Origin of the sequence: Fibrobacter sp. UWB13, from assembly GCF_900177805.1 — a bacterium.
Lineage (GTDB): Bacteria > Fibrobacterota > Fibrobacteria > Fibrobacterales > Fibrobacteraceae > Fibrobacter.
Map to the genome: position 1 here is coordinate 909,667 of NZ_FXAX01000001.1, position 25,377 is coordinate 935,043.

Here is a 25,377-nt window from a genome sequence, read left to right on the forward strand (position 1 = left end):
TTAGAGAGTAAAAACAGAATAATCGTAAAATTCTAATTTAAAAGGAGAACTGTTTCAAAAGACAGTTCTCTTTTGTCTTTATTAAAAGGTCTATCGGGTTGTCGCTCAATTTAGTTGAAAATATTCGCCATCATGGTTTTAAGCGCCTGCTGCTTGCAGTTTCGGGCGGTTTGGATTCTATCTGCTTGGCGCATTATTTTATCAAGAACCGCAAAGCTCTTGGGATTGAATGGCTAGGGATTGCGCATGTGCATCACGGGCTACGCGAAGGAACGGCAGACAGAGACGCAAAATTTGTAGAAGAATTTGCAAAGTCGCACAATGTTCCTTTTTTCTTGAAGAAGTTGGATGGTGAAGCGCTGAAAGGTGCAGATGGTTCACTTGAAGAAAATGCACGAGACGCAAGGTATAAAGCGCTAACAGAAATTGTGAAAAGCATTGTCACTCTGGAGCCGACAGGCGATAGAGTCCATTATGCTTTGGATCCTATCGGGGCTTTGCCCCTCCAGGATGACGAAGGCTGCGCCCCCATACCCCATAGCCCAATTGCTATCGTGACTGCGCATCATGCGGGGGATCAGGCGGAGACAGTGTATATGCGTCTCAAGCGCGGGACAACGCTAGCCGGGCTCCGCGGGATTCAAGAAGTAAGAATAATTCAGGATGACATCGTAATCTTTCGTCCGTTCCTGAACGTCACTCGCAAAGAACTCCTCACCTATGCTCGCGAGAATGGTTTAAGCTGGTGCGAGGACGAAAGCAATGCGGATGTAAAATTCGCACGCAATAAAATTAGGCACGAGTTTTTGCCGAATCTGGAACGCGAATGTCCGGGGGCAATCCAACAGCTTTGCAAGATTGCGGGGCTAGCTGACAAAGCGTACGCGAAAGTGATGGCCAAATGCTCTAGATCCTTCGACTTCGCTCAGGATGACTCAAGGGGATTCCCGCTCGGTGGCGGGCATGACAAAGATTCTCTCGTCTCTCGTCTCTCGTCTTTCGTCTCATTAGACAAGAAAAAACTCAATAAAATTCTACGCGAATACGCGGATGCAGATCTGTCCGAAATGTTCCGGTTGTGGCTCACAGAAAAGGGTTTTCGGTTCCCGATTGGCTTTTTCTACGGCCCTAAGGAGCCTGCCCACGTAAAAATCCCGGTCCGGGCGGTTTATCGCCGGCGTTCCGTCGTCAAAATAGCGCGTACTGTCTGGATTTGCGAGTTCAAGGACGCGCTTTCAGCCGCAAAATTTGTATCTTGCGAGAAGAAAGAAAAGGATTATAATGAATCAACCTAAGAAGCCAGCTCCGTTTAAGAACAAGAATTTTATCATTGTTCTCATCATGCTCCTCATGCTTTTCGTCATGTTCCCCATGACCGGGAAAGATTCCAGCAAGGATATTACCCGCACCGAATTTTTAGCCATGATGGGCGACTCGACCAAGGTCATTACTGAACTTACGCTCCAGAAGACTCCCGATGGCGTGATTATCGAAGGCGCTTACGAGATGTCCCCGGAAGAAATCGCCGAGGCCAAGAAGAGCCAAAGCGCACTTGCTAGGTTCACCCGCAACAGTACCGACACGAAGAACAAGCATTTCAAGAGCCACATGCTCGATATTTCGAACGAGCAGATTTCGACTTGGGAAGCTTTCAAGGGCGTGAAGGTCAAGGTCATTCACGAATCGACCACCTGGATTGATACTCTCGTTGCATTCTTGCCAGCCATTTTGCTGATTGCGTTCTTCTATATCATGATGAGCCGTCAGATGGGCGGTGGCGGTAAGAGCCCGTTCTCGTTTGGCAAGAGCCAGGTGCGCCAGCTGAACTCGCAAAAGAAGACGACGTTCAATGACGTTGCCGGTTGCGACGAAGCCAAGCAGGACTTGCAGGAACTCGTTGAATTTTTGAAGGATCCAAAGAAATACGACAAGCTCGGTGGCCGCATCCCGAAGGGTGCTTTGCTCGTTGGCCCTCCGGGTACAGGTAAGACGCTCCTCGCCCGCGCCGTTGCAGGCGAAGCTGGCGTGCCGTTCTTTAGCATGTCGGGTTCGGACTTTGTGGAAATGTTCGTTGGCGTGGGTGCATCCCGCGTGCGTGACTTGTTTGAAACCGGTAAGAAGAACGCTCCGTGCATTTTGTTCATCGACGAAATCGATGCCGTGGGTCGCCAGCGTGGTGCAGGTCTCGGAGGCGGTCACGACGAACGCGAACAGACTTTGAACCAGTTGCTCGTGGAAATGGACGGCTTTACCGCTAACGAAGGCGTGATTTTGATTGCCGCCACGAACCGTCCGGATGTGCTCGACAAGGCACTCCTCCGTCCGGGCCGCTTTGACCGCCAGATTGTGGTGGGACTCCCCGACCTCAAGGGCCGTGAAGAAATTTTGAAGGTTCACTTGAAAAAGCGCAAGGTGCCTCTTGGCGATGATGTCGATGTGAAGGCTGTCGCTAAGGGAACTCCGGGACTTGCCGGTGCAGACCTCGAAAACTTGGTGAACGAAGCAGCGCTCCTCGCCGCAAGGTTCAACAACAAGAAAGTGACGATGCTCGACTTTGAAGAAGCACGCGACAAGCTCAGCATGGGTGCTGAACGCCGCACGCTCTTAATGACCGACGAAGAAAAGCGCCACACCGCTTACCACGAAGCAGGCCATGCCCTCATGACGCTTCTCTGCAAGCATTCTGACCCGCTCCACAAGATTACGATTATCCCTCGCGGACGCGCTCTCGGTGTGACCATGAGTTTGCCCGAACGCGACCAGGTGAGCTACAGCCGCGAATACGCCGAAGAACGCATCATGATCATGATGTCAGGCCGTCTCGCCGAGCTCATCTTCTTCAACCACCAGAGCACGGGTGCAAGTAACGACATCCAGCGCGCTACAGAACTTGCCCGTAAGATGGTGACGGAATGGGGCTTCGACGAAGAAATTGGACCAGTCTGCTACAGCCGCGCCGATGGCGAAGTGTTCCTCGGACGCGAAATCAGTAAGCCGAAGGAAATGTCCGAAATGATGGCCGAAAAGATTGACAACGCCATCAACAACTTGATCAAGCGCATGGACAACAAGGCAAGACAACTCCTTGAAGAACACAAGGACAAGCTCACCGACCTCGCCGAAGCGCTGTTTGAATTTGAAGTGCTCGACCGCGAAGAAATCGACAAAGTCATGGCTGGCGAAAAGCTCACCGGTACAAAGAAGAGCCGCCAGTACAAGGCTATGGAAGAACTCGCTAAGAAACGCGAAGAAGAAAACACTCCGCCGCCTGACCCGGGTGACCAACCGCCGGTAGCTCCGATTGCCGACGTCCAGCCGGCCCCAGCATCAGGCAACGAAACCGCTACAAATTCTGTGAAAGAAAACGAATAAGGTCGCTCAATGCTCCGCTCTCTATTAGAATCTAATCGTGCAATCTCTTGGAAAATTGGAAACGACATCATTCCAGCTTCGAGGATGCCGCTTGTCATGGGTATCGTGAATGTTACCCCGGACAGTTTCTTTGATGGAGGCAAGCATAACACGCCCGAAGCCGCTTACGAGCACGCCATTTCGTTGGTGGAACAAGGTGCTGTGATTCTCGATATCGGCGGTGAAAGCAGCCGCCCCGGGAGTGCTCCCGTGAGCGTTCAGGAAGAACTTGACCGCGTATGCCCCGTCGTAGAGGCGCTCGCACAGACCGCAACCATTTCGGAAGACCTCGACAATCCGGGATTCCGCAAGTTCTACATCTCAGTCGATACGGTCAAGGCTAAAGTCGCCGAAGAATGCATGAAGCTCGGGGCGCACATCATCAACGACATCAGCGCCTGCATGATGGACCCGAAAATGATCGAGACCGTTGCAAGCACAAAGGCAAGCGTGGTGCTCAACCACATGCGCGGGAACTTCGGAACGATGCAGCAGGACTTCAAGCCGTACACAAACGTGGTGCAGGAAGTTCAAGAAGAACTCTTGGCACAGGTGAAGAAGCTCCTCGACGCCGGTGTCGAAAAAGAACGCATTTGCATTGATCCGGGTATCGGTTTTGGAAAGACGGTTCAAGACAACATAGACTTGATGAAGTCCGTGGACGTAATGCTCAAGGACGGCTACCCCGTTTTGATTGGCACGTCTAGAAAGTCCTACATCGGAAAGATGCCTGGGCTTGAAACAAGCGATAGGCTTATCCCGACAGTGACCGCAGACATTATCGCCGCCCTTGGCGGTGCAAGCGTTATCCGCGTTCACGATGTTCGCGAAGCAAAAGAATCACTTTTATATTTGGAGGCTTTGAAGTCCCATGACGCTGTTTAAGTTATTCGGCATCATCGATGTTCGTATGGCTGACATTCTGGACGTTCTCCTCATATCAGTCATTCTGTATTACATCTTTTTGCTGTTCCGCGGGACGCGTGCAGCACAGATGATTTTCGGCGGCTTTTTGCTCATTCTCGCATGGCTCATTGCGCAGTGGTGGGAACTCCATACGCTCGTGTGGATGCTCAGTAACCTCGCTACGCTCGGTATTATCGCCATCGTGATTTTGTTCCAGCCCGAAATTCGAAGCGCCCTTACGCGAATCGGTCAGAGCGTGAGTAAAGTGGACTTGAGAAACATCCTCTTCCACGCGAGCGGTCTCGATGACATCGCCCAGAAAATTTGCTCTGCCGTTCAGGATTTGGCAAAGACAAAAACCGGTGCGCTCATCGTGCTTGAAAAGCGCGTGGGCCTCAAGAACTACGCAGACACAGGTGAATACCTCGATGCACGAATCAGCTCCAGACTTTTGCGCGCATTGTTTTTCCCGAATTCCGCTTTGCACGACGGTGCTGTGATTCTCAACTGCAAGTCGATTGTCGCCGCAGGCTGTATTTTGCCGATGCCGACCGGTAATGCTGAAGGCGATGCAGGCTACGGTATGCGCCACCGCGCCGCTAAAGCTCTCGCTGCCGAAAGTGATGCCCTCATCATCATCGTCTCCGAAGAAACAGGTAAAATTTCTACCGCTTACAGAAACAACCTGAGACGCGGCCTCACCCCGAAAGAACTTAAAGCAGAAATTTTCCGCCACTGGCACGACCTCTTCAACGAAGTTATTGAAGAAGATCAAGCCGAAGGTGAAAACGAAGCAGTCGAAAACAAGGTGTAACTTATGGCAAACAACGAAAAGAATTCTACGAAGAACGCACAAAATGCGCAGGGCAACCAGAAGAAGAAAAACGGGAAACGCAATCTCGTCATCTTGATTTTGATGTTCCTTTTGCTCATCTGCCTTTTTGTAGTGCAGTGCCAGCTCAACAAGGTCAAGCAGCAAGCGCTTGAAGAACAGAAGCTCTCGGAACTCGCACTCCGCCAACAGCAGATTCTTGATAGCCTCCGCGCCGAGCAGGCCAAGGCCGACAGCTTAAAGGCTCTCGAAGAAGCTAGAATCGCAGACAGTTTGCGCCTTGCCGATAGCCTCCGCTCGGCAGATTCGCTCGCCAATTTGCCCAAAGTCCCGGCAGTCAACAAGGACAGCATCCGTGCCTATCGCAAGTTCCGCAGGGATAGTCTCGCCCGCGTTAACGACTCACTCGCACGTATCGAAAGAGACCGCCAGGATTCCCTGAACAAGGCTCGCTTCGCCGATAGCCTCCGCAACTCGGACAAGGTCCCGCCCACAGCCGAAATCACGCCGCCTGCAGGCCGCTACTACGACCCGATCAAGCTCAAGGTCAAGTGCGATGAAATCAAATGCAAGACGTTTGTTTCCATCGGCGATACGCTCAATCCGCAAGATGCAAGCAAGGGCATTGAATACAACAAGACCGGTTCCGTGTTCTTCTACGCTACCGACTCCGTCGGCAACCGCTCCGCTTGGGAAGAAGCCAAGTACGACATGGCAAGCGATAACATTTGCGGCAAGAACGCCTACCCCGTCCCGGTTGGCGGAAAGACCGTCTGCGTAGACGCCTATGAATACCCGAACCAGCCGGACGCTACACCGAAGGACATGGTAAGCCAGGAAGAAGCCGCACGCATCTGCAAGAACGAAGGCAAACACCTCTGCACAATCGAAGAATGGCAAGCCGCCTGCCGTGGCAAGGACGGTTTCAAGTTCTCTTACGGTAACGGTTACAAGCAGAGCAAGTGCAATACCAACACAAAGGCAGCCAAGAGAAGCGGTCGCAAGACGCAATGCCGCAGCTGGTATGGCATGTACGACATGAACGGAAACCTCTGGGAATGGACAGCCTCTACAAGCAAGCAGCACCCGGACAAGTTCCTGGTCGCAGGTGGCGCATGGAACACGAACAACGAAAGTAGCTGTTCCGTAAGCAAATTCAGTTTCTACCCGCAGAACCAGTACCCGAGTGTCGGTTTCAGGTGTTGTAAATAACACACCGTTAAAACAACATTACATAGATTCGCTAACCTAACTGAAAAAAATTATCTAATTTAAGAGCATGAAAACGAAACTTATACTCTCCGCACTTTTACTTTCTTCGTTTACGTTCTTCGGCTGCAACAATGAAAAGCCCAACTATACGGGTTACTGGAAAGGCGAAGCCGACATGATTTTCGAAGTTCTTACCGAAAACAACGTCGATTACACCATCAGAAACGTGAACGGCGACCTCACAGCCAAATACGAGAACAACGCTCTCCGTGGCAAGAATTCGCTCAACATGGACATTTTGATGCGCGTCAAGGGCGACTCCGCCTACTATGAATTCGGCGAAGACGAATCCGGCAAGATCGTGACGGGTTACATGAGAATCTCGAAGGACGAATACGACAAGATTTTCAAGGCCCAGTCCGAAGCTAAGAATAGCTATAACTAAGCGCAGAAAAGCCGGCTAAATGCCGACAAGAAGTCCGCGAACTTATGCAAGAAACCCCGGTTTAAAGCCGGGGTTTTGTTATAGCGGAAAGTGCCGCGCCCTTCGACAAGCTCAGGATGACACTTCGCTGCACTTCTTACTTTTTCAAAGCCGAAAGGAATTCCTTGAGGCGGGAGTCCTTGGGATTGTCGAAGACTTCTTCGGGGGTTCCGTCTTCCTTAACGTAACCGTCAGCAAAGAAGAGCACACGGTTTGCTACTTCGCGAGCAAAGCTCATTTCGTGCGTCACGACAATCATCGTCATTCCAGACTTTGCAAGGTCCTTCATGATCTTGAGCACTTCGCCCACCATTTCCGGGTCCAATGCACTCGTCGGTTCATCAAAGAGGATGGCTTCGGGCTGCATTGCCATGGCACGGGCAATAGCAATACGCTGTTGCTGACCGCCCGAAAGCTGTGCCGGGTAATGGTCTGCACGGTCCAAAAGGCCCACGCGCTTCAAGAGTTCACGTGCACGCGTTTCGGCCTCAGCCTTGGACAAGCGACCGAGTTTCACCGGAGCAAACATGATGTTCTTGAGAGCGGTCATGTTCTTGAACAGGTTGAACTGCTGGAAAACCATGCCAACGCGCTCGCGAATCGAAGGCTTCGAAACGTCCTTCGCCAAAATGCTCTTGCCATCCAAAAGGATATCACCGCTCGTCGGCTGCTCAAGCAAATTCAGCTGGCGCAAGAACGTCGACTTGCCACAACCAGACGGGCCGATAATTGCAATCACGTCACCGCGATGGATATCAAGCGAAATACCCTTGAGGATTTGCTTGTCACCGTAAGATTTGCAAAGGTTCTTGACCTGGATTAAAGTTTCTGCATTAGCGTTCATTTTTCTTCAACCTCTTTTCAAGTTTTGCAACACAAGCCGAGAGCCCGGCGACAATGATAAAGTAAATAGCAGCCACAGCAAGGAGCGGGAGCATGGCTTCGTAAGTCATACTGCGGATGATATCGCCACCGCGAGTGAGGTCAGTAAGGCCGATGTAACCGCAAATGGAAGTTTCCTTGATGAGCGAGATAAATTCGTTCGTGAGAGCCGGAAGCGAATTCTTGAACGCCTGCGGGTAAACGATGTAATAAAGAACCGTACGGAACTTGAGGCCAAGGCTACGGCCTGCTTCAATCTGTCCCGGATCAACGCCCTTGATGCCGCTGCGGATGATTTCGGAAACGTATGCACCCGAGTTGATGCCGAATGCAACAATCGCAACGAGAATCTTGTTGATGTTCACCGACGAGAAGACGATGTAGTAAATGATGAGGAGCTGAATCATCATCGGCGTACCGCGAATCACGGCAAGGTAAGCCTTAGCAAACCAGTTCAGCACCTTGAAACGGCCGTTGAATTCGTTGCTCGTACGAATCTGCGCAATCACAAAGCCAATCATGATACCGAGGAGAGCCGCAAAGAACGAAATCACAAGCGTGTTGCGGAGACCTTCGACAATGAACTTCCAGCGGGAATCCTTCACGAAATTCTTGTAGACATGATCGCCAAAGCTTTCTTCGCTTTGAACGGCCTCGTCACCGCGGACAATCACGACGACTTTCGAGAGCGTGTACGGAGTCGTGAAGTTGATGGACTTCTTGCGTTCTTCGGTAACGGTGAATCCCGAGAAACCGACATCAGCCTTGCCCGATGCAACCGCATTGATAATCGCGTCAAATTCAATGTCCTGAATTTCGACCGTGCGGTTGAGGTAGTCGGCAATGTAGTTCACGATTTCGATATCGAGACCGACAATCTTTGTGTTCTCGTAATATTCGTATGGCGGGAATTGAGCGTTGGTCGAAACCACAAGCTTCGGGCCTTCGGTCACTTTCTTCTGATAGTGATAATTGCCCGAACGATAAATGTACGTGTTGAAGAGGGAATCGTAAACGCCATCCTTCTTCATCGCTTCAAGCGCCTGGTTCACAGAATCCAAAAGCGTTTCGTTGCCCTTCGCAACAACGCCTGCGTACATTTCTTCGACGAAGACTTCTTCGAGAATGCGAAGCGACGGATTCTGGAGCACGAAAGCCTTGGCGGGCTGGTCGTCACTCATGACCGCGTCAATCTTCCCCTGCAAAAGAGCCTGCACGGCATCAGCAAGCTTCGTATAGCGTTCGACGTCGATTTTCGCCGTGTCACCACCAAAGTCCGACGCGTAGATATCGGCAGTGTTGCCAATCTGCACGCCCACTTTTTTGTGGCCGAGATCGCTGATGGAATGAACCCTGTTGGGGATGACGGTCTGTTTCTCGCTTTGGCACGATGTGAGCGCAAGTGAGAACAATGCAATAAAAAGAGTGAGATATAACTTTCGTATCATTTTCTAACCTTAATTAAAAGTTAGTTAAAAGGCGAAAGTTTGGGAACCCTTGTGAGTATTATATAATATATGGACTAATAAATAAGTTTCATTTCGTCAATAACGAGTATCGCACCCTTTGTGCCCTTGTAATGGTTGCCATCGGCACTCGAAGCAAAAACGACGCGAATATGAGTCACGGGCTCATCACCAGTCCCCTGCACCAAGCCGTTATTGATGGCGGACTTGTTCGAGGATTCAAGTTTCGTGTTGAACGTCGAAGAATTTTCAATCGGTGAGCCTGCGAGCGGCTCGCCGTACTGGAGCTTGAGACGGAGCGTACGCATCTTGTTTTCGTCCGGTTCCGAGACTCTTACGACATCAGGATTTTCGCGGCCGGAATTATCCGCCTTCGTAGAGCGGAACCAAGCAGAAGCAACCAACTTGTTCACGTCGCTGGACTTGCGATTGGCATTTTTATCGCCAGTGCGATTTTCAAGAAGGATGTAAATATCGCAGCTATCGCCCTTGCCATCGTAGCTGAACTTGACTTCCATAAATTCCGGGCGTGCAGCAAATGGCTTACCGAAATCCAAGAGTTCATTGCCATCGGGCCATGTCGAAGAGCTCGCCATCGAGAGTGTACCGACGCCTTTGGGATTGAAATCCGCCGTATAGAGGCTGCCGCTAGCCATTTTGGTAAGAGCAGAACTCGTCTGGATTTGAGCACCGATCATGGAGCCAGACGTGATTTTTTCCGTCGTCGTTAAAATGGTATTGGCATTGCCCCAGATGGAATCTGGCGTGACATTGTCACCTTTCCAGGTGTTAAAATTCGATCCCGGCAGCTGATAGCCCGCCTTGACGGTGTACGTTTCAGATTCGTCGTTTGCATTCGTGACAGTCACTTGAACGCCCGCGCCAAAGTCGTAAGACTCGCCCACTTCGACATTTGCAGTAGCGCCTTCTGAAAGTTCAATTTCAGAAAGTTCGAGCGCTGTAAGGTCTGTACGGAAATCCAAATCGTCCACGTGGAACGTTTTGCGGTCTGCATCAAATACGGCAGATTTGCCTGCGATAGAAAGCGAAATGATTTGCGGAGCAGGGGCTTCGCGAGAATCGCTAGATTCGACGGGTTCTTCTGCAACAGAACTGCTAGAGTTTTGAGAATCGCTGGATTCGCGGGAGTCGCTGGATTCACGAGATTCGTCACTATTTGAACTGCTCGATTTTTTCGTGGAACCGCTCGACGCACTACTTGACGTTGCGGATTTTGTGGAACTGCTCGATGCACTACTAAATGCGGCGCTTTTCGCGGAACTACTAGACTTTGCTGATTTTGCAGAAGAGGAACAGCTTTCTGATTTGGGCTCCGGAATATTCAAAACCAATTGCCAAATGGACTTCATTCCACTTTCAGAAACAACAACTACATAAACAATATGGTTCGAAGGCACTTGAATCTTATCGCCCACTTTTACAGCATTTTTTGAACACACCACCTTTTGCGCCAAAGAATCCAATTCAAGCGAATCCGTCGGGAACTCTTCTATTTCATCATCGACTAAATGAAGCGATGCAAAATGGCTCATGTCGATATTTTCAATAGTCAACGAGTCCCAAATTTCTTGAGATTCCGATGGGGCAACAAAATCAAATTCCATGCGGTGTTCTGCGGAATACACCACTGAAGAACCATTCTGTTCAGCAAAAGAAACTTCTTCCAAATTGCGGTAATCTGAAGCACCAAACGTATCGTAATCTGCAGAGCAACCATTCAAAACCACGAACGCAAAAATTCCAAGGAGCGAAAACGCAGTACCTGCGAAATGACCAATTTTTGTATGATTAAAAATTTCAAACAACATCACCAACCCCTAAAAGAAATAGACCAACGAAAAATCAAGTGCAAGCAAATTAACCTTAAAATTCACAACGTTGTAAGAAACTTCGCTGCGTTTTTCACCATTTTCTTCAATAACAATCCAAGAAGAATTCAAGCCTAAAAGTCCAACAGATGTTTCAAACGCCAATCGCTCCAGCACCATAATACTCAAGCCGGGATTGATGCCAAATTTAAACGTCCACCCATGATTTTTCGTTCTCGAAACATCCTCACCATCATCCGATTGCGAAATGCCATAAGAATATTCTACCGTAAGAGAAGTTTCGTTAAAGAAGTAGATTGTCTTGGAATCAAAAACCTTCAAATAATTTTTGAGGAACGGCTGCACGAAAAAGCCATTGCTCACATACTTGCGGTGTTCCTTAACATCTGCAATATCTTCGAGGATTGAATAGTCGATATCGACATACGTGCGGCTGTAACCGGAGCGCATCCCCACCGCCATTGCATCACGAACAAAATATCCGCCAAATACTTCGGCTGTAAAAGTATAACCTTCCGCCTTGTAAATATCTCCGAAAAGAATGTTCAACGCATCTTCATCGGAATTTCCTTGAAGCAAGAAAAGTGTTGCTCCCGTGAGGATATTGCCACGATGAATAGCCTCATCTTCTTCAACTGAGAAAAGGCTCCCGAGAAGCCCACCTTTTTTCGTTGGTTTTGTAGAATCCGCAGAAGTTGCCGAAAACGCAAATGCAACAAGCGTCAGCAAAATAATGAAAAATTTTGACTTTAAACTCATAGGGTCAAAAATAAAAAATTGAACCCATGAGGTAAATAGAACTTTTATTACAAAAAAATTCCCATGTAACAAAATAACATGGGAAATTCTTACAATTTTATTAGGATTTTACTTTCTGAAGAAATTGATATTCAGCCAGCCTTTTTTGCCATCTTCTGTAAGAGCAATTCCGCAAGCAACTGTTTTGTAATTGCCCTTCATATTGAGGTAATGACCGATGTAGGAATAATCCTCTCTTTTGTCGGGATCGCGTTCGCCGCTAGTCACGAGAGCTTTTTCATCTTCCCACATCATCTTGAGGAAAGCATCGGTTGCTTCAGTTGCAGTTTTGCGCCAAGAGGTGCTGAAATTCGGCCCCGAGTTTTGTGCGCCTTCGCCGCAGTTGCCAAAATGCCCGTGAGCCTTGTTTTCGGCGAGGTCATCAGCGGCTTCTTGATCGGTGCAGGTCTGCTTTTCTTCAGGTGCAAGCGTCAGCAGTTCGAGATTTTCTGTCGCACGGTATTCGTTGATTTTAGCGAGGCAATCTTCACGCCATGTCGCGCTGAAAAAAGAATTTTCTGTCGAAGAAGAGGACTTCGCAGAGGATGAAGATGCAGCGACCTTTTCAGAAGAACTGCTAACAGGTTTCGACGATGAAGATGAGGATTTCTCCGAAGACGAAGATGCGGCAAATTTCTCGGACGACGAACTGTGTGTAGACTTTTGAGAAGACGATGAACTGAGCTCGGTATTTTCAGAAGATGAGCTCACAACTTCTGCAACATCCGGTATTTCTATATAAGTCACGCTACTGCTTTCGGAACAACCCGACACAACACAAGACATTGCAAAGGCAAAAGTTGCGCAAGTTGCATACTTTGCCATATTACCAAACAAATTAATTTTCATAGTAAACCTAAAAAACAACTGGATTCCTCGCGATGCTCGGAATGATGGTTTTTCTACTGGATCTTTCGACTTCGCTCAGGATGACACGTTTAATACATAATAGCTTTTTCGGGTCAGCGATGCACGCGCCCCCTACAATCCCAACCCACAATTTACTATCTTTGGCGCCATGCTTAATGTTTCTAATGTCAGTCTCCAGTATGGTAGCCGCGTCCTCTTCAAGGAAGTGAACCTTTCCTTCAAGAGAGGCAACTGCTACGGTGTCATCGGCGCAAACGGTGCCGGCAAATCCACATTCCTCAAGATTCTTTCGGGCGAACTCGAACCGAACACGGGTGAAGTCACAAAGGACCCGGGCGAACGTATCGCCGTTTTGAAGCAGGACCACTTTGCTTACGAAAATAACACGGTCCTCGAAACCGTAATGATGGGTTTCCCAGAACTTTATGAACTTAGCAAGAAGCGCGACGAACTTTACGCGCTCCCTGAAATGACCGAAGAACAGGGCATGCAGGCCATGGAAATCGAAACGCGCTTTGGCGAAATCGGCGGTTACGAAGCCGACTCCAACGCAGCCGTGCTCCTCAAGGGCCTCGGCATTCCCGAAGAATTCCACTACAACTTGATGTCCGAACTCGATGGCGGCCAGAAGATCCGCGTGCTCCTCGCCCAGGCTCTGTTTGGCAACCCGGACATTTTGCTCTTGGACGAACCGACGAACCACCTTGACTTGGAAACCGTCGGCTGGCTCGAAGACTACCTCGAACGCTTCGAAAACATCGTGATCGTGGTGAGCCATGACCGTCACTTCTTGAACGCCGTCTGCACGCACACTTGCGATATCGACTACGGCAAGATCAACATTTACGGCGGTAACTACGAATTCTGGTACGCAGCAAGCCAGCTCGCCCAGAAGCAGCGCAAGGACCAGAACCGCCGCGCTGAAGAAAAGATTGAAGAACTCAAGGCGTTCATCCGCCGCTTCGCTTCGAACGCCGCTAAGGCTAAGCAGGCAACCAGCCGTAAGAAGCTTTTGGACAAGATGACCGTCGAAGAAATGCCGGCCTCCAGCCGTAAGTTCCCGTGGGTGAACTTCAAGATGGACCGCGAACCGGGTAAGATTGTGCTCGAAGTCAAGAACGCCACCGTTGATGGCGGCGACGGCATCGTCTGCAAGGGATTCGACTTCTCGCTCGGCAACCAGGACAAGGTCGCTCTCGTCGGTGAATACGACACACTCAAGACGGCATTCTTCCAGCTCATTGCCGAAGAAATCAAGGCTCCGGATGGCGTGCTCAAGTGGGGCAACACCATCAGCTACAACTACTTCCCGAAGAACAACGACGCTTACTTCAAGACGGACCTCTCTCTCGTGGATTGGCTGCGCCAGTACAGCAAGGAACAGGACGAAACGTTCATCCGCGGATTCCTCGGCCGTATGCTCTTTACCGGTGAAGAAGCCCTCAAGAGCGCAAACGTGCTCTCCGGTGGTGAAAAGGTGCGCTGCATGCTTTCGAAGATGATGCTCTCGAACGCAAACTGCTTGCTCCTCGACGAACCGACCGCACACCTCGACTTGGAAGCCATCACCGCATTGAACAACGGTCTCAAGGCTTTCCAGGGTCCGGTCATCTTCTGCTCTCAGGACCATGAATTTGTCCAAACAGTCGCTAACCGCGTTTTGGAACTCACGCCGAACGGTGTTGTTGACCGCAGCATTACCTTCGACGAATGGCTTGAAACAAAGAAGACGAAGAAGAAGTAAAAATCACTTTGGATTTGAGAAATCCCTGTCACAGCAAGTGGCAGGGATTTTTTTCCACTAAACCTTCATGGCGAGCGGTACTCACACACGCATTAAATTCGTCTCTATCAATCATACTAGAGCCTCCATCATCAACTCGTTTAATATACTTTTTTCGAGAATTGGTCGGCAAGAGGGCGGAATTTTGTAGAATTTGAGCTTTTTTCTAATCCCATTCGACATTGCGGTTGTACGTTCCGTTACGCATTTGGACGTGCAAGTGTTCGTTTTCCAGCCCAATATCTTCGTGCAAGACTGTATAACGTTTTCCCAAGAAGTCACGCACCATTTGCGCAATCTCTATACGTTTTTCAAGGCTCCCCATATTCTTGATTCTAAAGTCGAGCGCAGCCCCCACATAATGAGCAGACCCTGCAGAATGCCCTTCGTAATCATTGGCACTTGTAATTAGCGGTTTGTATTCTTCATCATTCGATGCTATATGATAAACACTCACAACCACTGAAATAGCGCTATCCATTTCAGGGCGGAGCTTTTTAAAACATACCCCCGGTTTGTGCAATGTCATCGAAAGCATCTCCTCATGATATTCCTGTTGTGCAGGATCGCGATGCATTTCAAAAGATTGCTCAACAATCTCCGTTTGAGGAACGCATTCGGAACTATCCTCGCTACAGCCAAGAATACCAAAAACACCAATAGCAAGGCTCTTGCTGAGAGTCCCAATACCACTAATCATCTTTTCAAGAATTTCAAACATATACCATCTCCTTGAAGCCTCATTTATATATCGCTTATGATTTGCAATATGTAAACAAGAAAAAGAATTTCTTCTCAAACGCAAATCTATATTTAACCCTTGACAAAAAAAGTCATTTTTACTATATTTGGAAGCGTGATGCAAAAATCATGCATACACTAAAATTCATTTTTCAATTTTAATTTTCCATAAAATTCTTTTTTAAACGCCCCCATAAAAAAAAAATTTGGGGATATTGTACCCTTTTGAATAAAAGGTACGGTATTCTCGCTATATATGAGGTCATCATGAATAAAAAAGAATACTTCCAGAACATCGCCAACAAGCTCCAGAGCAACGCACCGCAAGGCTGCACAAGCTCCAAGTTCACACTCTTGAAGGTGCTGGAATACTGGGTTCGTTACTTACAAGCTAATCAAGACTATCTCAACCCCGAAGCGGTTGTCGGCCTCATGGATTTTGAAACGCAAACCGAGTTCGTCAACGCACTTGCCCAAATTGACAGACAAAACAAGCTCGAAGGTTCCGCACCACTCGCTGTCGCACGAGGAAACTACTGTGGTCCGCACGGAGCAATCTTCCTCAAAAAATACCCACACAAAGATTTCCACATCGAGGTTGCCCGCAGCATCGAAAACATCAAACACCTTACCAAGGACGTTTTCACCGATGATGAATGGAAGCGTTTCCTCAATACCGTCATTCCGCTGTTCATGAAATTCGCCTGGCAGGAACTCAACAAAGGCACCGACGAAAGCGACTCGACCATGCAGCGCGTCGAAAAACTCCAGGAAATGTTCCACCTGAGCGATGACGAAATCGAAATCATTCTCTATCTCTGGATACAGGAATACGACGAAATGGAAGTCAAGGGCGTCAAGAGACGCTTGACTTGCGGGATGAGGACTCGTTTCTCGGAAAAGGACTTGGAACTCATCCCCATCGCGACCGGACTTTCCAAGCAGCGCCTTTCTGAACTAACCAACAGCGACGCGCTCATCTCCAAGCTCGGCATTCTTGACAACGATATGGATCTGGACGGGGACATTGTCCGCCACCTGAATGGTCAAAACGAGATTACCAAAGTTGGCGATATCGGCATTGCTGAAGATTCCAAAATTCCGTTTGAGACGCTCGCCAAGGACCGCCCGGAAGCTGACACACTCGTGTACTTGCTTGCCAATCACGATTACAAGAAGCCGCTCAACATTCTGTTCTACGGTCGCGCGGGTACCGGCAAGACAGAGCTTTCAAAAGCACTCGCCAATGAACTCGGGCTCAAGATGTACACCATCAAAGCGCCGGCGGAGCAAGACCGATTCGGTGGCGATGGCGGCATGTACGACGCGATTCTCCGCCGCCGCGTGCGCACACTCCGACTCGCTGCCTGGCAATGCGAAAACACAAACGCCATCATCCTCGTCGATGAAGCCGACCAGATGCTGAACTGGCTTGAAAAAGGGATGCTCAACATGCTCATGGAAGACATCCACACGCCCATCATCTGGATTTCGAATTCTATGACGTTCGTCGAAGAAAGCACCCGCCGCCGTTTCGACTTTTCGATGGAATTCAAGAACTTTACGGCGGAAAAACGCGCTTTGCAGCTGCACTCCGTGTTGAACGCGCTCCACGTTCCCGACATGATCAGTGAAGAAGATATCCAGAACATCGCTGCGGAATATCCCGTTACGGTCGGAGGCTACACCAAGGCAGTCCAAAACGCCATCCCCGCCGCCAAGCAGGACAAGGGAATCGCGGTCACCGTCATCCGCAAGATGCTCGATGCCCACGCGAATTTGCTCAACATCGCCCGCGACAACACCCGCGAAAAGACAACGCACGCTCCCGCCTACACGTTGACCGGGCTCAACATCGACCAGAACATCGACGACATCGTTGAAATCGCCGAGAACTTCAATGGTATTTGGGACAAGTTAAACGACAAAGACGCTGCGCAGTCACTGAACATTCTGCTCTACGGCGCACCGGGAACCGGCAAGACAGAATTCGTGCGATTCCTCGCCCGCAAGCTGAACAGAAATCTCGTCGTCAAACGCGCTAGCGACTTGCTCGGGATGTACGTCGGCGAAACCGAAGCCAAAATCAAGGCGGCTTTCGAAGAAGCCGAAGAACAAAAAGCCATTCTCTTCTTCGATGAAGCCGATAGCTTCTTAAACGACCGCAATGGCGCCGTCCGCAATTTCGAAGTAACGCAGGTCAACGAACTCTTGACGCAGATGGAAAACTTCAACGGGATTTTCATCGCCGCCACAAACTTCAACGCTCGACTCGACAACGCCTCCCGCCGCCGCTTCGCGATCAAGGTCAAATTCGATTACCTCACCCGCGAAGGAATCGAAACCGTATGGCACTCGTTCTTCCCCAAGCTCGAATGCCCCGCACAGGTCAAGCACATGACGACGCTCGCCCCGGGCGACTTCAGCGCGGTCTACAACCAGTTACGTTACTTGCCTGCACACAAGCTCACCGCCGAATGCATCGCTGACGCTCTCGAAAAAGAAGTCGAAGCGAAGGAAGGTTGCGACAACAAGAGAAGGATGGGGTTCTAAAACGAGAAAGCTCCGCAGACATTAATCTGCGGAGTTTTTTTATACGAAATTCTTTTACACAAAAAAATGGCCCGCCGGTTTGAATGCCGACGGGTCTATATCGTTTTATTTTTCCTTATACCAAGGCGGAAGGGAATTTTCTTCCTCTAGAATAGAATCCGAGAACATATTATCCATACTGACATCATCAGAAACATTCCACAGGCTGATGTCACCAATAAAAAGGGAATCATAGAACATTTCGTCCATATTTTTCACATTTGATACATTCCACTGACTGATACCATCACTAAAACCACAGAATATTTCCCTTGTATAAGAGAACATTGAATACATATTAATCACATTTGATACATTCCATTGGCTTATATCGCCATCAAATTCGGAATAACAGAACATTAAGCTCATGTCTGTCACTTTTGAAACATCCCACTTACTAATATCGCCCATAAAACGGCTCCACCAAAACATTCCACTCATATTAGTCACATTCGACACATCCCATTGGCTGATATCGCCATTAAAAAAGCATCGATTCTTAATTTTCTTAGGTACACAAGCAAAACCAGTTATTGCCAAATCGTCGCAATAATCATAATCCCCAACACCAAATAAATTACTCATATCAGTCACATGCGACACATCGATGTAATTCAAATCGCACTCTAAACCATTTTTTTCAATAGCGACATCAATGATACTCAAAAGATGCTTTCTATTTTTAGCAACAATCTTTTTTTCTGGTACAATTTTTTTATACCACAAAGGAAGACTATTCGCCCATTCCAAATTAGAATCGGTAAACATGTCTTCAATACAAGTTCCTTCAGCAACATTCCAAAGCTCAACATCACCAGCAAACCAAGATTTAGAAAACAAGTATCTCATATCCGTCACATTCGACACATTCCATTGACTGATATTACCGTTAAATTCGGAGCAACTAAACATATATTTCATTTCAGTCACTTTGGAGACATCCCATTGGCTGATATTACCGTTAAATTGAGACTCTCTAAACATGCCCCACATATTCTCCACGTTCGACACATTCCACTGGCTGATGTCACCATTAAATCGAGAATTTGCAAACATCCGCCCCATATCCGTCACGTTCAACACACTCCATCGACTGATATCACCATTAAATTTGGAGCCATTAAACATGTCGCTCATATCCGTCACGTTCGACACATTCCATTGACTGATATTACCGTTAAATTCGGAGCAACTAAACATATATTTCATTTCAGTCACTTTGGAGACATTCCATTGGCTAATATCGCCATTAAACTTAGAGTCAAAGAACATCCAACTCATATCCGTCACCTTTGAGACATCCCATTGACTGATATCGCCTTTAAATTGAGAGTTTTCAAACATGAAACTCATATCCGTCACCTTTGAGACATCCCATTGGCTGATATTACCGTTAAATTGAGACTCTCTAAACATGCCCCACATATTCTCCACGTTCGACACATTCCACTGGCTGATGTCACCATTAAATCGAGAATTTGCAAACATCCGCCCCATATCCGTCACGTTCGACACATCCCAATGGCTGATGTCGCCGTTGAATTGAGAATTTGCAAACATCCGCCCCATATCCGTCACGTTCGATACATTCCATTGGCTGATATCGCCTTTGAAGTGTGAATTATTAAACATGCCCCACATATTCTCCACGTTCGACACATTCCACTGGCTGATATCTCCGTTAAACAAACTTCTTTTTTTTGTTTTTCGAAGCTCGTCATCAAATTTTTCTTCAGGAATATCATCTTCAAACGGATCGACTCCAAACAACTCGTGCATATCCGTCACACGCGATACATCGATAAAATTCAAATCGCATTCAAGACCATTTTCTTCAATAGCCTTATCTATTAATTCAATGAGATGTTCTCTGTTCCAGGCGATCATAATAAATCCTCTTTGATGTTTTTTAGAAATATACAATATAAAATTAAATCACAAACTCAAAGCCTAGATTAACCATGTTAAAAAAAGCCCCACCAACATAAAAGTTAGTGGAACCCAGGATTATATACTAAGCACTAAATATCTTCGAATACATCGTCAGGAGCATTATATAGATTGCTTTGGGGAGTCGCTAAATCGACATCTTTTTTTTCTTGTTCCTGTTCCGGTTCATCCGGCTTGTAGCCAGCCTTCAAAACATCCCTGACTCTGTCCAGAAGGTACTGCACTTTAGATGAAACTGCGACCTTAGACTTTTTCGAGACATTCCATTTAAGCAGAGCATCATTCAATTGTCCCTGCATAGCAGTGAAGATGCACGACAACATAAATTCACTTGTTCGATTTTGAATGCCATTACGCATCAGACAGAATCGGTCTAAAATTTTTTTGACATCAGCCAGTAGGAATTCTTCTTCAGAATCTCTTTGGGTAAATTCCTTCCAGTACGTCAGATGCATCTGCGGCCATCTAGTCAATCCTTCATAGAACTCCTTAAAACCATCATAATTGAACGTTTGGTTGTAAGAACATTCATCCCACATGGCTATGGTAACTGCGAAATGAAATAGAAATACACTAGATAGAACAAAATGACGGTCCGGATTTTCCTTGGACAAAGCCAAGTTCTTAGCCTGGATTTCAGACCATAATTCATTATGATAGTCGATGCAGAACCAACCATCATATCTTGGTTCTGTGTTAAAGATTTTCTTGATGTCTTCTTTGTATTCATTTTCCAAATAATTTTTAATCACAATTATATCCTTGTAAAAAAGAAATAGATACAATAAACCCCACCCATATATTATCGTCAAATGGGTGGGAATTGTAAAGAGCCTCGATTTCTAGAGGCAACCGAATTAATAATCTATTGTCTGACGAATCCATTGACGAAAACACAGTGACTTATTTTCGCTTTTAACATCAACAAAATCAGAGCAATCTATTTCGATATGAGTCTTATTCGCATCAGAAGTCTTTGCCCTAACGATATTCCTGTTAATCGCACCCGCAGGAACAACGACCAACCTAATTTTCTGTTCTTCAGGATCATTCAGAATGATTTTCCATTCGTTCTGCAAGAACGAGAATTCCGAATTAATCCAATAAACGTCTTTTCCTTTATTTCGTGACGCAAACGTAATGTTGCCTTCAATGTGGATTCCATTTTGACGAAGTAATTCGACAGCTTCTTTTTTATTCATAGAATGATTCCCTTTTTGAAAAAAAATGAGTGAAAAAATGAATTTCGATGGATACAGAGAAAAACTCAAAAAAATCTATTTTTTCTCTATAAAAAATCAACAATTTCTATTAAACAATTAAAAAATAAATTTCACAAAAGCTGTGCAAATATAGTAAAAAGCGCCCTATTTGTCAAGGTCAAGAATTGACATAAACAATAAAGGAGCAACCCTCTTTTTTTACGGAGAGTTGTTCCATACTTAATAGATTTCTGCTATTTTCCAAGAATCAAGCAACGATTTGGAATATCCAGCAAGACCTTAAAATGACGAAGCCATTCGTACCCGATAATGCCATCTACATTACATTGTTCCATTGCAGCTTCTATCGAATCCTTAGGGACACCATAATTCACGTCGATAGGAGATTCTGTTCCACATTCCGTTGGCAAAGAATAAATATCAGTTTCAAATTCCTTTTCTTCCCCGATAAAGAAATCCTTTATCTTACCAGCATAAGTCCCTTGAATCACAATACTCTTTGCCAAATAACTTGTTGCAGCTCCAGTATCCAGCAGCATCTTCCGTTTTTCGCCACCAATCTTTAAATATATAGCAAATAGACCACCTACCAAAGGAATCAAATCATATTTAGCTATCGGCGAATCAACTGTAATATTTTCCCCAAACACAAGTTCGTTTTTCGGATAATCAATGAATACCCGCTGAGATATCGAATCCATTCCTAAAATTTGGTCAACGGTCGGGTCAACGAACTTATTGACTTTAGGAAAAATCTCCCCCTGAACATCCTGCTCAGCAGAAATCGTTCGAACGCACCCTGTATCCAAAAGAACAACCCTTGCACCATCCTTATAGACGATGCACCCTCTTTTTATTTCAAAATTGTATTTCATGTTTACCTCTTTTATAAAATTGCAATTTTCCAACAATTTCTATTAAGTTAATAAAAAAATACCTCTACCCCGCCTCTCTACTCATCATCTTCGTCAAACATTTCATCATTTTCGGCAATCATATCATCATCGTTATCAAACATATCCTCTTTATCTATAACATTTGACATATCCCACTGACTGATGTCGCCTTTGAATTTTGAATATTGAAACATGCCGCTCATTTCCGTTACGTTAGACACATTCCATTGACTGATATCGCCATTAAATTCGGAATTCTGAAACATATTTTTCATATTCTTCACATGAGATACATCCCAATGGCTAATATCGCCATTGAACTTAGACCATTCAAACATGCCATACATATCTTTCACATTTGACACATTCCATTTACTAATGTCACCGTTGAATTCAGAGACCCAAAACATACCCATCATATTAGTCACGTTTGATACATCCCACCCGCTTATATCGCCATTGAATTCAGTGCTGCCAAACATATTGTTCATATCCGTCACGTTCGATACATTCCATCGACTGATATCGCCATTAAATTTTGAGCTGACAAAAAGCCCTTCCATGTTCGTTACATTTGACACATCCCATTGACTTATGTCACCATTGAAATCAGAACCGCGAAACATATCCGTCATATCCGTCACGTTCGATACATCCCACCCACTGATATCGCCATTAAACTTGTTTCTCAATCGAGCTTCTTTAGTCCATTCCCCATACTCCTCATCGAGGATTTCTTCGCCGTAATCATTAAAAATTCGCTTAAACCCAAACAACTTGCGCATATTCGTCACTTGCGACACGTCAATATAATTCAGGTCACATTGCAAGCCCTTTCTTTCAATCGCCGCATCAATTATCTCCATAAGATTATAACAGTCGGTAGCAACAACTTTCTGGTTCCGTTCATCTATCCCATACCAGGACGGATAGCAATTCGCCCATTCCGTAGCTGAATCTTTAAACATATCATCCTTAAGCGTCTCATTTGATACAATCCACTGACTAATATCTTTGTTAAACACGGAATTAACAAACATCATACTCATATCAGTCACATTCGATACATTCCACCGGCCAATATCACCATTGAATCGAGAATTGACAAACACACTCCTCATGTCTTTCACGCACGACACATCCCACTGACTGATATCGCCATTAAAAGAAGAGTAAAAAAACATCGCTTTCATGTCTGTCACATGGTGGACATCCCATTGACTGATATCGCCATAAAAATGACTTCTTTCTAAAGCTTTTCTCTGCGATTCATCCAATTCTTCTTCGGGAATGATTTCTTCCGTTTCATAATCAAATGGACAAAAACCAAACAGCCAACTCATATCCGTTACCTGCGACACATCGATAAAATTCAAGTCACATTCAAGACCGTTTCTTTCAATTGCCGCATCAATAAGTTCGATAAGATGATCACGATCCCGAGCAACAACCTTATGGACCTGTTCATCTTTTCCATACCAAGATGGATAGCGATTGTTTTTTTCAATACCAGAGTTGAAAAACATACTATCCTTAACCGTCTCTTTTGAAACATTCCACTGACTGATATCACCTGCAAATAGGGAATCTCTAAACATTCCCCTCATATCTGTCACATTCGACACATCCCACCCACTAATATCGCCATTGAATTGTGAATGAACAAACAGATATCTCATATTCGTCACTTGCGACACGTCAACATAATTCAAATCACACTCTGAGCCATTTCTTTTAATTGCGGCTTTAATAATTTCAATAAGATTTTCGCGGTTCTCGGCAACAATCCCATTTACTCGCTTACCCTTATACCAGGACGGATAACACATCGCCCATTCCGTAGCAGATTCGTCAAACATACAGCCAAAATCTTTCACATTCGATACATTCCAATGACTGACATCGCCATTGAATGGAGAATGAACAAACATGCCTCTCATATCTGTCACACTAGACACATTCCAACGGCTGATGTCCCCATTGAACTTAGAACAGCTAAACATACACGCCATGTACGTCACATTAGACACATCCCAATGACTGATATCGCCATTGAATTTAGACCTCCAAAACATGCTTCCCATATCCGTCACGTTTGATACGTTCCACCCACTAATATCGCCATTAAACTGAGAGAGAGCAAACATTTCTCTCATGCTCCACACATTTGACACATCCCATTTACTAATGTCGCCGTTGAACGGAGAATGGCTAAACAATCCACTCATATCTGTCACTTGCGACACATCAATAAAATTCAAGTCGCATTCATAACCATTTTCGTCAATGGCTTTACGGATAAGTTCAATAAGATGTTCTTTGTTTTTGGCGATCATAATAAATCCTCTTGGATGTCTGGGAAATTTAAATTAAAAAAAGGGCGACTAGCCCACTAGAGTGAGCTTGTCGTAGATATAGCAGATTTTTTCTTCAGTTCGGTTAGCTTTGTAGACCATACGGTCTTCGACCTTACCGATTCTGGTGGAGAAGTAGAGACCATCCTGTGTGAGCATTTGAGCGTAGTCCGATACTTTGTAATCTCGCAGCAGGTTGGAGTTATTTTCGACGTACTGAACTTTTGATTCATAATGGTAGAAGTCGATGTAACGGTCGGGATTACAGAAATGAAGCAGACCGTTGCGAATTGGAGCGACTGAATCAAGCTTGGTTTTGAAGATGAAATGGACCAAAGACTGTTTCAGTTCGAACAAGTTTTTGAACGTTGGTTTTTTCGGCCATGAGATGAACTGTTCGAAGATAGAATAGATCAACATCAGTTCTTTTTTGCGAGTGAGGCTATTTGTCGATGCATTCCAGAGACCTTCTTCTATATCGTAGTCGTCAATGTAATCTGCCCAACCTTCTTTGAAAGAAAGTGCCTTGCTATATTCACCGCAAGAAGTTTTACAAAAAGAAATACCCAAGCTCCACAACCAGTAGAAATGAGCAGCCAGCAGTAGTAATTTCTCCACTACCGGTTCGGATGTCGCTAGTTGCTTGATTTCTTTCGTGACCCGCTTAGCGATTAGTTGTTCAAAGCAAGCCTTTGTTTTATTGAGGACGGGCCCTCTAAATAAGTCAGAAAACCGATAGTCGCTTTCGTAGAATTCTATGGAGCCATCGTCGTTGAGTATTGCGGGTGCCGAAAAATCGATGGCGCGGTCTTCGACAAGAGTTTTTTTGATGAACGCATCGAACAATGCGTAGATGTATTCTTTATCCTCCTGCTTAAAGCGTGGAGAGTCATTTGTCTGTACAGCACAAGACATATCCATAACTTACCTCTTTAATTAATGGATTAAAAGTCAAACAAAGATGTCAAGGAAAAACGACAGAGGGAAACAGGAAAACAATTAATTTTCCTTAAACCCTAAAACATTATTTTCATTAAACAATTATAAAATAAAACTCATAAAAGCCGGGCAAATATAGTAAAAAATATGATTTTTGTCAAGGTCATTTTCTGTCACTCCAGCCAGTT

General features: G+C 46.1%; 20 protein-coding genes. 8 read left to right on the plus strand and 12 right to left on the minus strand.

The features are described 5' to 3' along the window. Positions 1–98 precede the first annotated feature (98 nt). The 6 genes from tilS to B9Y77_RS03845 all read left to right on the plus strand — a co-directional run bounded on the left by tilS (position 99) and on the right by B9Y77_RS03845 (position 6,806). Positions 99–1,295 (plus strand): tRNA lysidine(34) synthetase TilS, encoded by a 1,197-nt coding sequence (tilS, locus tag B9Y77_RS03820; protein ID WP_085490520.1) that lies wholly within the window; start codon positions 99–101, stop codon positions 1,293–1,295. Continuing rightward, positions 1,282–3,372 (plus strand): ATP-dependent zinc metalloprotease FtsH, encoded by a 2,091-nt coding sequence (gene ftsH, locus B9Y77_RS03825; protein WP_085490521.1) that lies wholly within the window; start codon positions 1,282–1,284, stop codon positions 3,370–3,372. The genes tilS and ftsH overlap by 14 nt, the downstream gene beginning before the upstream one ends. A gap of 9 nt (positions 3,373–3,381) precedes the next feature. After that, entirely contained in the window at positions 3,382–4,296 is a 915-nt protein-coding gene (gene folP, locus B9Y77_RS03830) for a dihydropteroate synthase (RefSeq protein ID WP_085490522.1), read from the plus strand. Further along, positions 4,283–5,131 (plus strand): diadenylate cyclase CdaA, encoded by an 849-nt coding sequence (cdaA, locus tag B9Y77_RS03835; RefSeq protein WP_085490523.1) that lies wholly within the window; start codon positions 4,283–4,285, stop codon positions 5,129–5,131. Before folP ends, cdaA begins: the two co-directional genes overlap by 14 nt. 3 nt (positions 5,132–5,134) lie before the next feature. Then, complete coding sequence (locus tag B9Y77_RS03840; protein WP_085490524.1) at positions 5,135–6,361, plus strand: formylglycine-generating enzyme family protein; 1,227 nt, start codon at positions 5,135–5,137, stop codon at positions 6,359–6,361. Positions 6,362–6,428: 67 nt separating this feature from the next. After that, the gene (locus tag B9Y77_RS03845; protein WP_014544893.1) at positions 6,429–6,806 is read left to right on the plus strand and encodes a hypothetical protein; all 378 of its coding nucleotides are present in this window, start codon (positions 6,429–6,431) and stop codon (positions 6,804–6,806) included. A 136-nt stretch (positions 6,807–6,942) separates the two neighbouring features. Here the strand turns inward: B9Y77_RS03845 and B9Y77_RS03850 are convergent, their stop codons facing one another. From B9Y77_RS03850 to B9Y77_RS03870, 5 genes are all read right to left on the minus strand, one after another. Next, positions 6,943–7,689, minus strand: a complete 747-nt coding sequence (locus B9Y77_RS03850; protein ID WP_085490525.1) for an amino acid ABC transporter ATP-binding protein — start codon at positions 7,687–7,689, stop codon at positions 6,943–6,945. After that, complete coding sequence (locus B9Y77_RS03855; protein ID WP_085490526.1) at positions 7,679–9,175, minus strand: ABC transporter permease subunit; 1,497 nt, start codon at positions 9,173–9,175, stop codon at positions 7,679–7,681. The genes B9Y77_RS03850 and B9Y77_RS03855 overlap by 11 nt, the downstream gene beginning before the upstream one ends. A 74-nt stretch (positions 9,176–9,249) precedes the next feature. Continuing rightward, on the minus strand, positions 9,250–11,022 hold the full coding sequence (locus B9Y77_RS03860; RefSeq protein WP_085490527.1) for a PCMD domain-containing protein: 1,773 nt from the start codon (positions 11,020–11,022) through the stop codon (positions 9,250–9,252). Positions 11,023–11,031: 9 nt separating this feature from the next. Further along, complete coding sequence (locus tag B9Y77_RS03865) at positions 11,032–11,802, minus strand: hypothetical protein (RefSeq protein WP_085490528.1); 771 nt, start codon at positions 11,800–11,802, stop codon at positions 11,032–11,034. A 108-nt stretch (positions 11,803–11,910) separates the two neighbouring features. After that, complete coding sequence (locus B9Y77_RS03870) at positions 11,911–12,666, minus strand: CAP domain-containing protein (RefSeq protein ID WP_139829254.1); 756 nt, start codon at positions 12,664–12,666, stop codon at positions 11,911–11,913. A gap of 193 nt (positions 12,667–12,859) precedes the next feature. Between B9Y77_RS03870 and B9Y77_RS03875 the strand changes: the two genes are divergently transcribed. After that, entirely contained in the window at positions 12,860–14,455 is a 1,596-nt protein-coding gene (locus B9Y77_RS03875; protein ID WP_073424004.1) for an ABC-F family ATP-binding cassette domain-containing protein, read from the plus strand. Positions 14,456–14,660: 205 nt separating this feature from the next. Here B9Y77_RS03875 and B9Y77_RS03880 read toward each other — a convergent pair whose 3' ends face one another. Next, a complete protein-coding gene (locus B9Y77_RS03880; RefSeq protein WP_085490530.1) occupies positions 14,661–15,215 on the minus strand; it encodes a hypothetical protein in 555 nt (184 codons plus the stop codon). Between the two features lie 287 nt (positions 15,216–15,502). Between B9Y77_RS03880 and B9Y77_RS03885 the strand changes: the two genes are divergently transcribed. Continuing rightward, positions 15,503–17,788, plus strand: a complete 2,286-nt coding sequence (locus B9Y77_RS03885; RefSeq protein WP_085490531.1) for an AAA family ATPase — start codon at positions 15,503–15,505, stop codon at positions 17,786–17,788. A gap of 105 nt (positions 17,789–17,893) precedes the next feature. On the opposite strand, the gene B9Y77_RS03890 is transcribed toward B9Y77_RS03885, so the two are convergent. From B9Y77_RS03890 to B9Y77_RS03915, 6 genes are all read right to left on the minus strand, one after another. After that, the gene (locus tag B9Y77_RS03890; RefSeq protein ID WP_085490532.1) at positions 17,894–19,714 is read right to left on the minus strand and encodes a BspA family leucine-rich repeat surface protein; all 1,821 of its coding nucleotides are present in this window, start codon (positions 19,712–19,714) and stop codon (positions 17,894–17,896) included. A 134-nt stretch (positions 19,715–19,848) separates the two neighbouring features. After that, complete coding sequence (locus tag B9Y77_RS03895) at positions 19,849–20,529, minus strand: hypothetical protein (RefSeq protein ID WP_085491440.1); 681 nt, start codon at positions 20,527–20,529, stop codon at positions 19,849–19,851. Positions 20,530–20,634: 105 nt separating this feature from the next. Then, positions 20,635–20,979 carry a hypothetical protein gene (locus tag B9Y77_RS03900; protein ID WP_085490533.1) on the minus strand — a complete coding sequence of 115 codons (345 nt, stop codon included), beginning with the start codon at positions 20,977–20,979 and terminating at the stop codon, positions 20,635–20,637. A 254-nt stretch (positions 20,980–21,233) separates the two neighbouring features. Further along, entirely contained in the window at positions 21,234–21,875 is a 642-nt protein-coding gene (locus tag B9Y77_RS03905; protein ID WP_085490534.1) for a hypothetical protein, read from the minus strand. A 77-nt stretch (positions 21,876–21,952) separates the two neighbouring features. Continuing rightward, a complete protein-coding gene (locus B9Y77_RS03910; protein WP_085490535.1) occupies positions 21,953–24,232 on the minus strand; it encodes a BspA family leucine-rich repeat surface protein in 2,280 nt (759 codons plus the stop codon). A 48-nt stretch (positions 24,233–24,280) separates the two neighbouring features. After that, positions 24,281–25,171 carry a hypothetical protein gene (locus B9Y77_RS03915; RefSeq protein ID WP_085490536.1) on the minus strand — a complete coding sequence of 297 codons (891 nt, stop codon included), beginning with the start codon at positions 25,169–25,171 and terminating at the stop codon, positions 24,281–24,283. Positions 25,172–25,377: the final 206 nt, after the last annotated feature.